Below are 12,581 nucleotides of genomic sequence, written 5' to 3' on the forward strand. Positions count from 1 at the left end.
CCGTTGATCAATACTTCCCGTAGCCTGTTTGCTATAAATATATTCCGGGTCATCTATTGCTTTTGTTTTGTATTTGTTGGGTATACCAACGTTACAGATCGGCGAAGCGCGGGTAATAACGATCCGGTCCATCGGACATACCAAAGTTGATTATTGAGATACAGTACAAGTTATAGATTTTGCTGACAGCATTGGGATAGCCGAACAAAGTACCAAAAATTGATGGGCACGATCTGAGTGCCGGGTATTTATATCAAGCTGCATTGTTAGGGTTACAGAAATAATGTTTGTAAGCTACAATACTTGTCTCCATTTTCTTTATACGCGATATACTGATACTTAAGTTTATTATTATCCCAACTTGCTGATATGAAGGCAAAGTAACCAATCATTCGGTTGTATTGAGCAAAGTCCTCAATAACATAACGCCAATGAGTGTCATTATTAAGAATATCTTGTTCAAATGAACCCCGAGTAATTAGAATTTTAAGAGGGGCATTCAAATGAAGCAATTTTTTTATCTCGTTTGCAATATCGCCATCTGGGTCGTTTTCTGACTCTATAAATATGAATGGAACATGATACTTATTCTCACCGACTTTGTACATTGTCATATCAACTCGTAGATACTCTTTCTCGGATAAATTTAGCTCCAGACGTTCGGAAATTTTTTGAAATAGTTTTTGTTTATAAAATTCAGTCATTTTGGTTTTATTCAGCAAAAGTTCATGAAGGGAATTTTGAGTTTGAAAAAATTTCAAACTGTCTTTAAAAAATTTTTCAAACTTAAGCCAAAGTTGCTCAGATTCTAATTGATACATTTAATTACTTTGATTTTTAAAATTACTGCTAACGATTCCCTTCTTGCTAATAAACAATACAAACCATTTCCTGTTAAAGAAAACGGTTTGTATAATAAATCGCTTACGTTTATTTTTTCATTATCCGCTGTACATACAATACCACATGTACGGCAGCAAAAATGAGTGAAAAATAAAAAATAACAGTGTCGGCTCCATCGGTAACATGATGATGTATAAAAGCAACGATAATTAAGCATACAGCCAAAATCAGCCCGCTTAAACCCCCTATCCTGTTTGCCTGCGCCACGGTTCCGGACTGCCCGGCGGAAAGCTTACTGTGGTAAATACCATACCACAGGTAAATATCAAAACCTATGATCATCCACACTATTAAACGGATCCAGGTATCCAAAGGCAAAAAAGCCATCATAAAAAAGCAGGTAACCACACCTAAAATCGGAACAAGCGGTACCAGCGGCGTTTTAAATCCGCGGGGAGCATCAGGCATTTTTACCCGCATCACCCATATACCGATGCATACCAGGATAAACGCGAACAAGGTACCAATGCTGGTCATCTCACCTACTACCCTTGCCGGCACAAATGCGGCAAACAAGCTCACCAGCAGCATAAACATTAAGTTGCTTTTGGCAGGAGTTTGAAATTTGGGATGTACGTTAGAAAATACTTTAGGTAATAAACCATCCTTGCTCATGCTGTAAAATACCCGGCTTTGTCCCATCAGCATCACTAATATTACAGAAGCGTAGCCGCCCAGGATGGCCACTATGATAGCGCGGTTGAGCCACGGATAATCCGGATGAATTACACCGGCGCTATCCGCTTTGCCCATATGATCAATAGCCACCGCCACGGGCGCAATACCATCCTGGCCTTTGAAAGAAGTATAACTGGTAACGCCTGTCATTACGTGCGCAAAAAGTAAATATAATATAGTACAAATGATTAAAGAGCCTAATATACCAATAGGCATATCCTTTTTCGGATTTTTGGCTTCCTGCGCCGCCGTACTTACCGCGTCAAAACCAATGTAGGCGAAAAAAACTACAGCCGCCGCCCTTATCACCCCGCTAAAACCAAATTCACCAAAATTGCCTGTGTTTTCAGGAATGTAGGGCACATAATTTTCCTTATTGATATATTGCCATCCTAAAATAATAAACACCAATACCACACCTACCTTAAGCGCAACGATAATGGAATTAGCCCATGCGCTTTCCCGGGTTCCTCTGATGAGCAGTAAACTCACCAGAATAACGATAAGCACAGCGGGAAGGTTAATGATCCCTCCATCCCATGGGCCGGCAGTAAATGATGCGGGTAAAAAAATATCAAACCCTTCCAGGAACCTGGTCAGGTATCTGCTCCAGCTTATACTTACCGTGGCAGCGCCAACGGCATATTCCAATACCAGATCCCATCCAATAATCCAGGCAATGAACTCACCCATGGTGGCATAACTGTAAGTGTATGCACTACCGGCTACGGGTATCATGGATGCAAACTCTGCATAGCATAAGCCTGCAAAAGCACAACCCAACGCCGCCACAACAAATGAAATGGTAATGGCAGGCCCCGCCTGGTTGGCAGCGGCAATGCCGGTAATAGAAAATAAGCCTGCGCCGATGATAGCGCCGATGCCTAAAGCCACCAATGCCCAGGGACCTAAAGTTCTTTTTAAGCTTCCGGGCCCCGTTTCCTGGGCCTCGGCAATTAATCCTGCAATTGGTTTCTTTACAAATAAACTCATAGCCTTAGTAGGTATTTAAAGTGAAATTTTTAAGGGCCGGGAAATTAGGGGGAAAAGTAATGATTTCTGCTCAAATCAGGAGAAACTTTGCCGGTTTTATATCGGTATACATCAAAAAAGAACAGTTTCTTTTTCATTAACCGTAAACTTTCTGTTAGTTTTGAAATTTACCAGCCCGTTTTAGCATTATATATGAATACCCGCAGCTCAGGATTATTAGCGCTAGCTCTTTTCACCATTATCGCGGCTCTGCATTTTTTTCATTTCGAACACTGGATAACCATTCCTGAAAAAGTACTGTTTACAGGCCGGTGGCTTTTAATTATAAGCCTGGTATTATTTGCCTGGTTTAAAAGATCACTTACCACCTGGATATTCGTTGCTATGACCATTGGAGTGGAAATAGGGCTCGACTTTCCTGCTTTCTCTCAACATCTCCGGTTCCTGAGCACCATCTTTTTACGTCTGGTAAAAACCATTGTAGCGCCCCTGCTGTTTGCTACGTTAGTGGTAGGCATTGCCAGCCATTCCAATCTCAAACAGGTGGGACGTATGGGCTGGAAATCTATCTTATATTTTGAGATCGTTACTACATTTGCCCTGATTATCGGACTGGTGTTCATTAACATCACCAAAGCGGGTGTAGGTATAGATGTTCCCGCCGCTTTACTTAAAGAGCTGCCTGTTGCAGTAGAAAAAAACTGGCAGGATCACATTGTAGATATCTTTCCCGAAAACATTATAAAATCTATTTATGAAGGCAGTGTATTGCCCATTGTAGTATTTAGCGTGCTGTTTGGCATTGCGCTGGCCAAACTGGCTCCCAACCGTAAAAAGCCAATGCTGGAATTTTCGGAAAGCCTGGCTGAAACCATGTTCAGGTTTGTGCATATCATTATGTATTTTGCTCCTTTTGGCGTAGGGGCCGCTATTTCGGTAACCGTGGGTCACCTGGGCCTCGACATCCTGAAAAACCTGGCTTTACTGCTGATGACATTGTATTTAGCCCTGTTTGTTTTTTTGCTGGTGATATTATTGCCGGTGTTGCTTTTTATAAGAGTGCCCATCCGGAAATTCATCCAGGCCATAAAAGAGCCGGTTTCCATTGCTTTCGCTACTACCAGCTCCGATTCGGCGCTTCCGATTGCTATGGAAAATATGGAAAAGTTCGGAGTGCCCCGGAAGATCGTAGCCTTTGTTATACCTACCGGGTATACTTTTAATTTAGACGGCACTACTTTGTATCTCTCTTTAGCCTCGGTATTTGTTGCGCAGGCGGCAGGCATTGATTTAACAATAGGAGAACAGTTAATGATCGGGTTTTCGCTGATGCTTACCAGTAAAGGAGTGGCCGCAGTACCCAGGGCATCGCTGGTGATTCTGATTGCTACGGCTTCAACCTTTGGTTTCCCTATTTGGCCCATTATGGCAATTTATGGCATCGACGAGCTCATGGATATGGCACGCACCTCAGTAAACGTAATTGGAAATACCCTGGCAAGTTGTGTAATAGCACGCTGGGAAGGCGAATTTGATGATGAAAAAGCATTGGCATTTCAGCCCGACTAATCATTTTTAACCTTTCTTTTTTAATATTCTATTAAGAAAGCAAATAAAACTGATCATTTATTTGTACAGATAATGCAATTTTGCCACCGAAATAGAAAAACTTCAAACCATAAGTATGATCAAAAGAATTATTGGTACGGCTATTTGTATTGTAATGAGCTGCGCGCTATTTGCACAGGAAGAAGAAATAAAGTTCCAGATCCTTAACCAGTATGAAGAAACACTTAACAGCGCTACCCTTACCGTAGGCGGTAATACCAACGAACACCTGGCAGATGATAACGGCTATTTTACCATCAAAGCACAGCCTTCCGATGTTGTAGTAATCAGCCGCAGCGGATACAGTGATTTCTCATCATCCATAGCTGAACTTAAAAAAGACCAAACCATAACGCTTCGTAAAGATTTTTCATGGAAGGACCTGATGAACCCTATGTTTTATATTATTAATGGAGGGCTCTGGCTTTTATTATTCATTGTATTTGCCGAAACAGGTTTGTTTGCAGGTTTTTTTCTTCCGGGCGACAGCCTGCTTTTTGTTGCAGGCATATACAGCAGCAACCTCGTGCATGAGTTCTTCAAAGCTTTTGGCATAGGGCATATCCGGAACGAATGGATAGACCTGTTGCTGATGACAGTGCTTATTTCTATTGCAGGTATTATAGGCAATATGGTAGGCTATTGGTTCGGAAGAAAAATAGGGCCCGCCATGTACAGTTGGAAAGACCGCTTTCTTTTTAAAAGAAAATACCTGAATGACGCTCATGATTTTTATGAAAAACATGGCGGAGGCGCCATCATATTCGCCCGCTTTTTACCCATTATACGCACTTTCGCACCTATTGTGGCAGGCATTGTTCAAATGGACAGGAAGAAGTTCATGTTCTATAATATAGTAGGCTGTATAGCATGGGTGGTGAGCATGATATTTGCCGGACATTTTTTGCAGATATGGGTAAGAAAACAATTTGGCTTTGAATTAAGAGATCACCTGGAGATGATTGTTATTATTATTGTATTGGTAACCACCTTCCCTGTGGCATGGAAGTTATTGTCGGGCAAAAAAAAACCAAAAAAAACCGTTTAAACCCAGCATCCCATGCCTCAACCCAAAAACACAATTTTTAGTATTGCCGTAATCGTAGCGGCGCTGGGTTATTTTGTTGATATATATGATTTACTGCTTTTTGGTATCATCAGAATTGAAAGCCTGAAAGACCTTGGGCTTTCCGAAGCAGCATTACTAACCGACGGGGAAACGATTTTGCAATGGCAGATGTGGGGGTTGCTGCTTGGCGGCATTATATGGGGCGTAATGGGTGATAAAAAAGGAAGGATCAGCGTATTGTTCGGTTCTATTATTTTATATTCCCTGGCCAATATCGCCAATGGGTTTGTACAAACGGTTGATCAGTACAAATGGATACGGTTTATTGCCGGGTTAGGATTGGCAGGAGAACTGGGTGCCGGTATTACCCTGGTATCGGAGCTCACTTCTAAAGAAAAAAGAGGTATCGCCACATCAATGGTTGCGGGGCTGGGCTTAACAGGCGCCGTAGCCGCATTTTTTATCAAGGAAAATTTTCACTGGCGCACCTGTTATTTTATTGGCGGCGGATTAGGACTTTTATTGCTTTTGCTGCGGATATCTGTTTTTGAATCGGGCATGTTTCACGAGGTAAAAAAAATGAATGTAAAACGCGGCAGCCTGATTATGTTTTTCAATAACGCGGAGCGGTTTAAAAAATACATTATTGCTATATTGATAGGCTTACCTACCTGGTTCGTTATTGGTGTGCTGGTTACTTTTTCAAGTGAGTTTGGCAAACATATGGGCATTACTGAAAAAATTGATCCCGGAAAATCCATCATGTTTGCCTATGTGGCTATTTCGCTGGGTGATATTATTATTGGATTTGTAAGCCAGTGGTTCAAAAGCCGGAAAAAAGCGCTGTATGTTTTTTATATGATTACGACCTTTTTTATGATCCTGTATTTTACCGTTCAATGGAATGGCACTGCGGCACAAATGTACTGGATATGTGCAGGATTGGGCTTTGGTACCGGGTTCTGGGCTATATTTGTTACCATGGGGGCAGAACAGTTTGGTACGAATATAAGGGCAACGGCAGCTACAACCATACCTAATATGATCAGGGGAATGCTGGCTATCTTTATTCTTCCCCTGTTCCAGGGATTACGCAATGTTACCAATTTTTATACCGGCGGATGGATTTCGGCCATTATCATTATGGCTATTGGTACCGCTGCTATCATTCTCACAAAGGAAACCTTTAACAAGGATTTGAATTACGTGGAGGAATGAGGTGTGAGCTACCAGCCTTCAGCTATGAGCTACCAGCCTTCAGCAATCTATACCAAATTTATTTGTAGATTGACTATTGAGCCTTCGGTTCTAAGCTATCTTTATAGCTTTATATGCCTATTGCTCATTACCTTTTCCACCAATTAACTAATCCACCGTTCATGAAATTTCTTATCATTCGTTTTTCTTCTATTGGTGATATCGTATTAACCACACCTGCTATCCGTTGCCTCAAACAACAAATCCCCGGCGCTGAAGTGCATTTTCTGACCAGGGCAAAGTTTAAAGCGGTTACAGTTGCCAATCCCTATATTGATAAGTTCCATTATTTTGATAAGGATATTAAACAAACCATAAGAGACATCAGGCTTGAGCGGTATGATTATATCATTGACCTGCACAAAAACTGGCGTACCCTGCGCATTTTCCTTGAAACGGATATAAAAACAAAATGGCTGAGCTATCGTAAACTCAGTGTGCAAAAATGGCTATTAACCAAACTGGGCATTAATACCATGCCCGGCATTCATATTACCCAGAGAAGCCTTAATACCCTGCTGCCATTGGGCGTAAAAGATGACGGAAAAGGACTGGATTATTTTATACCCAAAGCGGAAGAAGTTGAAATAACCGAATTGCCTTTATCGCATCAGATGGGCTATATCGCCATTGTTATCGGGGGTTCTTATTATACCAAAAAACTGCCGGCATATAAACTACAGGAGCTTTGTTTACAAATACAACATCCCGTGGTGTTGCTGGGTGGCAAAGAAGATATACAGGAAGGAACGGCAATAGCTGCTGTTGACCCGGTAAAAATATACAATGCCTGTGGTAAGTTTTCGCTTAATGAATCGGCCGATATTACCCGGAAGGCCAAACTGGTTATTTCGCACGATACCGGTTTACAGTATATTGCCTGCGCTTTTCAAAAACCGGTATTAGCTGTTTGGGGTGGCACTTCGCCTAAATTGGATGTGGAGCCTTATTACGGCAGCGCATCAACACAAAAGCACACTAATTTTATTGTGCCGGCGCTGCCCTGCCAACCCTGTTCTAACTATGGTACAAAAAAATGCCCTAAAAAACATTTTAAATGCATGCATTTGCAGGATGTGACCGCCATAGCGGATAAAGTAAAAGGTATGATTTGAATAACCGGCTATAAAGTTATTTTTATAAAGCCCAGGTAATCCAGCAGCAGCACGGTGCAAAATGTAAGAATAAAAAATACTAACGCTATTTCTCCCCACCTGCTATAGCCGGGCTTTATGGAGGACTTAAAAAGCAGTCCGGCGGTTACCTGTATGAGTACACCCAAAGCAATAATGGATAGGCCGAGAAAAAGAAACTGTTCAAAGGTAAATACAGCAATAAATATACCGGCCAGCATAAGTAAGCTGCCTGTGGCTTTCAAAGGTGAATTAAGATATTTTAGCATAGCGTAGGATTACAGGATGAAGATTGCCTGTTAAAAGTATCCCTTTCGCCGCATACTGTCAACAACAGTGGGTAGTCATTGGCGGAAATCTATCTTACATCAACGCACATTGTGGCTTTTTAGCAAATACAGCAATGCCAATGTAAACAGGAGAAGAAGTACGGGTATTTACCTGGCGTAGTCGCCGGTCCATTCACTCTCCTTGTTAAACAGGTTAATACCGCTATCAGAATCAGTACAGGCAAAAATACCGGTCCATTCATCATTCAAATCAAAATAATTGTAAGTGTTATTGTCTGTTTGAATCATATAACCGGTCCATTTCCCTTTCAGGTCAAAACATAGCATCACCAATTGATCCCCCCGCACATAGTAGCCCTGGTGATTACCTTCTTTATCAAACAAATAATATCCCAGCCAGTTACCATTCATCAACGGGTTCAAACTCAGTGAACGCAGCGGGTTCAGCAATTCATTATAGTGGGGGTTGATCTTTGTGTTTAATTTAGGATTGATCAACGCGTTACTGCCCGGGTTAATGGCGGCATTGGAATAAGGGTTCAAATGCCAGTTAAACAGTGGATTGATCTTCAGGTTTTTTACGGGGCTGATCCGTTCATTGGAATAAGGAGATAAGGTTTGATTGAGCTGCGGGTTCCTGTTAAAGGGAACCTGTGCATAAGCGAACAGGGAGAGGGTTACGAATGTAAAAAGTAAAACCAGCTTCATACGCGTTGATTTAAGTTTACCGGATACAGTTTAGGATACGGAATGAGGACCAAAGGTTGCAATACGATATTGGAAAACTTAAATATAGTTAGAAATGGCTTGGTAAAAAAATGCCGTTACAACAGTATGCGCTACATTCAACAGGTGAATGCATATAGCTTAAGAAAATCTCCCGTGAAGCCTGTTTTATGGAACATCCTGCACGGGAGACCATTGGAAGCGTAAAGTATAACGCGCTTATAATGTATTTAAAACGTTATTCATGTTTCTTACCGCATCGGCCGATTTACTGAACAGGGCTTTCTCTTCATCATTCAAATTAAAATCAATAATCTTCTCCCACCCGTTTCTGCCTATCGTTACGGGAACGCCCATGCAAATATCCTGCTGACCGTATTCTCCTTCGAGGTACACGGAGCAGGGTATCAGCCGCTTTTCATCCCGCACAATTGCCCTTACCATATCGGCACCGGAAGCGCCCGGAGCGTACCAGGCCGAAGTGCCTATCAGGCGGGTAAGTGTTGCGCCACCCACCATCGTATCTGCAGCTACCTTTTTCAATGTTTCAGGGCCGGCGTATGCGCTTACGGGGGTACCCTGGTAAGTAGCGAGGCGGGTAAGCGGAATCATGGTAGTATCGCCATGCCCGCCTATAACCACCGCTTGTATATCGTTGGGCGAAGCAGGTAAGGCCTGGCTCAGGTAGTACTTAAATCTTGAACTGTCTAAAATGCCACCCAAACCAATGATCTGGTTTTTAGGCACCCCACTCGATTTTAAGGCCAAATAGGTCATGGTATCCATTGGGTTACTTATAATAATGATCACCGCATTGGGTGAATGCTGGAGAATATTATTGGTAACGCCTTTAACAATACCCGCGTTAATGCCAATCAGCTCTTCACGTGTCATGCCGGGCTTGCGCGGAATACCTGAAGTAATCACCACTACATCACTTCCTTTTGTTTTTACATAATCATTGGTGCTACCGGTAATCTTAGTATCAAAATTTAATAACGCGGCAGTTTGCATCATATCCATCGCCTTGCCCTCAGCCAGTCCTTCTTTAATATCCAGCAAAACCAGTTCTTCGCAAAGTGCTGCCCGGGCAATATTATCAGCACAGGTTGCGCCTACTGATCCGGCGCCTACAACAGTTACTTTCATTAGTGAGTGTATTTAATAAATGAAGAATATTATTCAGCAAAATAAAGGTATTTAGCCGAATGTTAATTCGGGGCAGCTCAAAACGCCCGGCAACCGATGCTGTTTATTACAGGTATTTTACCAGGTCTTCCAGTTTGGTGGAACCTTCAAAAGTTTTAAGCAGCTTGTAGTTTTTATCATAAATAGCAAAAAAAGGCAGGTAATGCACTTTGAAGTAATTGCTAAAAAAGAATTTCGGATCACGCCCTACTGTAATATTTTTAAATTTATGCAGCTCAAAATGTTCATAAAACTCCTGCATTTTAGCAAAGGGCATGGGCGTTACCATTACTATCTGGGTACCGCTGAACTGACTGATGTTCTTTTTTATTAATTCGGTTTCATGTTTGCAATGTTCGCAGTCGGGACTGAACAGCATGATCACCGTTTTCTTTTTCCTGGGCAGATCGTTTTTGGTATACCAGGTTACGCTATCGGTAAGTAAAATAGAAAACTGGGGTAAAGGATACTGGGTATACAATGGTGCAGTTTTTGCCGTATCGTGCTGGGCGGTACTTTGTTTGTTACATACACACAGTACGAGCAGGATAAAGAGATATCTCATTGTGGTTAAATTTAATTAAAAATAGCAACGGAAATGTAAACCACAAGTTAAGCAACAAGCTTGTTAAAAAAATGCAGGATCAACCACAATTTTAACGTTGTTGCTTAACAATATGTAAGTTTGCACAAACGTTGTAGCAGGCACAGGAAACGAAATTACAATGCAAAAGCTTTACACTTTTTTATTTATATTGGGCTTCGCATCAGTGGTGCAGGCGCAGAACAGTACCACTCAGGCAGCAGTTAAGGATGTTTTGTTGCTCAAAGAAACCCGGTATGATTTTGGAAAAATCCAACAGGGAAAACCGGTAACCCATATCTTTGAAGTGGTAAACACGGGAAAAGAACCGCTTCAAATTGAAAACGTTCAGGCGTCCTGTGGCTGTACCACTCCTGAATGGAGCCATGACCCGATAGCGCCCGGAGCGGCAAAAAAAATTACAGTAGGTTATAACGCGGCGGCTAAAGGAACATTTGAAAAAGCAATAACTGTTTTTTATAATTCAGGAAAAACAAAGTTGCTGTATATTAAAGGAGAAGTGTGGGAAACGCCTGCCGACCCCGCTCCTGCTAACGCGAGTGTACAATTATTAAAAAATATAAACCATTAAATATGAAGAAACTGTTGTTTACAATGGCAGCCTTTGCCATAACTTCCTGGGCCGTTGCACAAAAAACCGAAGGCAAACAAAAAGCCGAAGACCTGATCAGCTTTAAAGAAAAAAAACATGATTTTGGAAAAATCAAGCAGGGATCTCCTGTTACTTATGACTTCGCCTTTCAGAATACCAGCGATAAACCGGTTGTAATAGAAAACGCGTGGGCTTCCTGCGGCTGTACTACACCCACCAAACCTGAACAGCCCGTTGCCAAAGGAAAAAGCAATGTGATTAAAGCAGGATTTAACGCTGCCGCGGCTGGTCCTTTCGATAAAACTGTGTATGTAAAAGTACAGGGCATAGACATTCCCCTTGAATTAAGGATTACAGGAAATGTGCTCAACGCCGAAGCCTATGCGAAATACGAATCGGAAAATAAAAAAAATAAAGGCGGTAAATAATTTACAGGCCGGCCGGTAGTATACCGGATCCGCTTTTTCATACTTCATCCCCTTTGCAGGAAAGCAAAGGGGATTTTTTTGCGCAGGCAGGCATATCAAAAACATTTACTCAATCCGGAATATTTTAAAATAGAGAGAAATGTTAACCCCTAAATTTGGCAACCTCATAAGGCGCTATTAATTTTGTGTTGTGATAATTGCAAAGAACATACCATACCTCCCTTCCGTCCGACGCTGTTCCACTCTATAATTCCATCGGGTTATGCGCTAATTATTCCCGAAATTCAAAATGAGCGTACCAGGACTTGTATTTTCAAAAAATCGTTCTATTTAACAGAAAATAATGGCAACAAATATAGCATTCAGTTGTGTTTCAACGGATGAGCACATGGCAGCATCTGCTATTCCCGGCAAGCTAACTCATCCATTACAAAATGGTCTTTACCAACCGCAATCCACCTTATCCGGGCCCCGGCTTCTAACAGATAAATCAAGGTTAAAGGAAATATATAGGTTGCGTGTAAATGTGTGGGAGCATTCGGGTAAAAGCAAATTTGTAAACAGGCAGCTTTTTCCCAATGGGTGGTTTGATGAATTAGACGAAACAGCCTTGCACTGGACCATTATGAACGATCAAAATGAAATAGTTGCAGCAGCCCGGCTTAATGTATTTCACTCCCTATATGAATTTCCCTATCACCAATCTATGAAACACCTCGTTCTTCCGGTTGCTTTTCCCTTTGCCTTTTACAGCCGTTTGGTTGTTGATCACAGGTATCACGGAAATGGATTAAGCAGGCAACTGGCCAAAAGCAGAATGTCTTTTTGTGAAAAAAACAGCATAAACTGGTGTATGGTTTTTATAAACAATACGCATATTTTAAAGTTATTTGAAAAATTAAATTTCAAAAATACAGGACAGGCATATGTGAGTTACCATCCATCTTTACAACCCCATTCCGTAAATGTTCTGATCAAAAACTAAGCTTATCGCTAAGTGGCAGATGTTCTGGTACCTAACGCTCCGTTATAGCGCGTCACGAAAACATTTGCTTAACAATGACGGCATAAACGACCACCTTGAGCAGCAGTCTGTATAAGCGTATAACAAA

The 12,581-nt window shown here is 41.6% G+C and carries 13 protein-coding genes; 7 read left to right on the forward strand and 6 right to left on the reverse strand.

The annotated features are described in order from the left end of the window. Positions 1-272 precede the first annotated feature (272 nt). A complete protein-coding gene (locus PLE34_RS04175) occupies positions 273-821 on the reverse strand; it encodes a hypothetical protein (RefSeq protein WP_324554525.1) in 549 nt (182 codons plus the stop codon). 109 nt (positions 822-930) lie between these two features. Continuing rightward, positions 931-2,574: an amino acid permease gene (locus PLE34_RS04180; protein ID WP_324554526.1), complete on the reverse strand. Its 1,644-nt coding sequence runs from the start codon at positions 2,572-2,574 to the stop codon at positions 931-933. A gap of 192 nt (positions 2,575-2,766) precedes the next feature. Here PLE34_RS04180 and PLE34_RS04185 point away from each other — a divergent pair, with 192 nt between their 5' ends. From PLE34_RS04185 to PLE34_RS04200, 4 genes are all read left to right on the forward strand, one after another. Next, on the forward strand, positions 2,767-4,143 hold the full coding sequence (locus PLE34_RS04185) for a dicarboxylate/amino acid:cation symporter (RefSeq protein ID WP_324554527.1): 1,377 nt from the start codon (positions 2,767-2,769) through the stop codon (positions 4,141-4,143). Positions 4,144-4,258: 115 nt separating this feature from the next. After that, positions 4,259-5,230, forward strand: a complete 972-nt coding sequence (locus PLE34_RS04190; RefSeq protein ID WP_324554528.1) for a DedA family protein — start codon at positions 4,259-4,261, stop codon at positions 5,228-5,230. 12 nt (positions 5,231-5,242) lie between these two features. Then, complete coding sequence (locus PLE34_RS04195; RefSeq protein WP_324554529.1) at positions 5,243-6,469, forward strand: MFS transporter; 1,227 nt, start codon at positions 5,243-5,245, stop codon at positions 6,467-6,469. A 161-nt stretch (positions 6,470-6,630) separates the two neighbouring features. Then, the gene (locus PLE34_RS04200) at positions 6,631-7,623 is read left to right on the forward strand and encodes a glycosyltransferase family 9 protein (RefSeq protein ID WP_324554530.1); all 993 of its coding nucleotides are present in this window, start codon (positions 6,631-6,633) and stop codon (positions 7,621-7,623) included. Positions 7,624-7,631: 8 nt separating this feature from the next. Here PLE34_RS04200 and PLE34_RS04205 read toward each other — a convergent pair whose 3' ends face one another. The 4 genes from PLE34_RS04205 to PLE34_RS04220 form a co-directional block, all read right to left on the reverse strand. Continuing rightward, positions 7,632-7,910: a hypothetical protein gene (locus PLE34_RS04205; RefSeq protein WP_324554531.1), complete on the reverse strand. Its 279-nt coding sequence runs from the start codon at positions 7,908-7,910 to the stop codon at positions 7,632-7,634. Between the two features lie 168 nt (positions 7,911-8,078). Continuing rightward, the gene (locus PLE34_RS04210; RefSeq protein ID WP_324554532.1) at positions 8,079-8,639 is read right to left on the reverse strand and encodes a hypothetical protein; all 561 of its coding nucleotides are present in this window, start codon (positions 8,637-8,639) and stop codon (positions 8,079-8,081) included. Between the two features lie 237 nt (positions 8,640-8,876). Next, positions 8,877-9,806, reverse strand: a complete 930-nt coding sequence (gene mdh / locus PLE34_RS04215) for a malate dehydrogenase (RefSeq protein WP_324554533.1) — start codon at positions 9,804-9,806, stop codon at positions 8,877-8,879. Positions 9,807-9,912: 106 nt separating this feature from the next. Beyond that, positions 9,913-10,410 (reverse strand): TlpA family protein disulfide reductase, encoded by a 498-nt coding sequence (locus PLE34_RS04220; protein ID WP_324554534.1) that lies wholly within the window; start codon positions 10,408-10,410, stop codon positions 9,913-9,915. Between the two features lie 160 nt (positions 10,411-10,570). On the opposite strand from PLE34_RS04220, the gene PLE34_RS04225 reads away from it, so the two are divergent. From PLE34_RS04225 to PLE34_RS04235, 3 genes are all read left to right on the forward strand, one after another. Continuing rightward, positions 10,571-11,020: a DUF1573 domain-containing protein gene (locus PLE34_RS04225; RefSeq protein WP_324554535.1), complete on the forward strand. Its 450-nt coding sequence runs from the start codon at positions 10,571-10,573 to the stop codon at positions 11,018-11,020. A gap of 2 nt (positions 11,021-11,022) precedes the next feature. Continuing rightward, positions 11,023-11,469, forward strand: coding sequence for a DUF1573 domain-containing protein (locus PLE34_RS04230; protein ID WP_324554536.1), 447 nt, complete (start codon positions 11,023-11,025; stop codon positions 11,467-11,469). Positions 11,470-11,812: 343 nt separating this feature from the next. Then, positions 11,813-12,454, forward strand: coding sequence for a GNAT family N-acetyltransferase (locus tag PLE34_RS04235; protein ID WP_324554537.1), 642 nt, complete (start codon positions 11,813-11,815; stop codon positions 12,452-12,454). The last annotated feature ends 127 nt before the right edge of the window (positions 12,455-12,581 follow it).

It is taken from the genome of Agriterribacter sp., from assembly GCF_035445465.1.
Lineage (GTDB): Bacteria > Bacteroidota > Bacteroidia > Chitinophagales > Chitinophagaceae > Agriterribacter.

What these genes read in the sequence shown, in the direction of transcription:
- PLE34_RS04205 (WP_324554531.1), bottom strand. Translation starts at nt 7,910, where the DNA reads ATGCTAAAATATCTTAATTCACCTTTGAAAGCCACAGGCAGCTTACTT.
- mdh (WP_324554533.1), bottom strand. Translation starts at nt 9,806, where the DNA reads ATGAAAGTAACTGTTGTAGGCGCCGGATCAGTAGGCGCAACCTGTGCT.
- PLE34_RS04180 (WP_324554526.1), bottom strand. Translation starts at nt 2,574, where the DNA reads ATGAGTTTATTTGTAAAGAAACCAATTGCAGGATTAATTGCCGAGGCC.
- PLE34_RS04175 (WP_324554525.1), bottom strand. Translation starts at nt 821, where the DNA reads ATGTATCAATTAGAATCTGAGCAACTTTGGCTTAAGTTTGAAAAATTT.
- PLE34_RS04210 (WP_324554532.1), bottom strand. Translation starts at nt 8,639, where the DNA reads ATGAAGCTGGTTTTACTTTTTACATTCGTAACCCTCTCCCTGTTCGCT.
- PLE34_RS04225 (WP_324554535.1), top strand. Translation starts at nt 10,571, where the DNA reads ATGCAAAAGCTTTACACTTTTTTATTTATATTGGGCTTCGCATCAGTG.
- PLE34_RS04195 (WP_324554529.1), top strand. Translation starts at nt 5,243, where the DNA reads ATGCCTCAACCCAAAAACACAATTTTTAGTATTGCCGTAATCGTAGCG.
- PLE34_RS04190 (WP_324554528.1), top strand. Translation starts at nt 4,259, where the DNA reads ATGATCAAAAGAATTATTGGTACGGCTATTTGTATTGTAATGAGCTGC.
- PLE34_RS04235 (WP_324554537.1), top strand. Translation starts at nt 11,813, where the DNA reads ATGGCAACAAATATAGCATTCAGTTGTGTTTCAACGGATGAGCACATG.
- PLE34_RS04230 (WP_324554536.1), top strand. Translation starts at nt 11,023, where the DNA reads ATGAAGAAACTGTTGTTTACAATGGCAGCCTTTGCCATAACTTCCTGG.
- PLE34_RS04185 (WP_324554527.1), top strand. Translation starts at nt 2,767, where the DNA reads ATGAATACCCGCAGCTCAGGATTATTAGCGCTAGCTCTTTTCACCATT.
- PLE34_RS04200 (WP_324554530.1), top strand. Translation starts at nt 6,631, where the DNA reads ATGAAATTTCTTATCATTCGTTTTTCTTCTATTGGTGATATCGTATTA.
- PLE34_RS04220 (WP_324554534.1), bottom strand. Translation starts at nt 10,410, where the DNA reads ATGAGATATCTCTTTATCCTGCTCGTACTGTGTGTATGTAACAAACAA.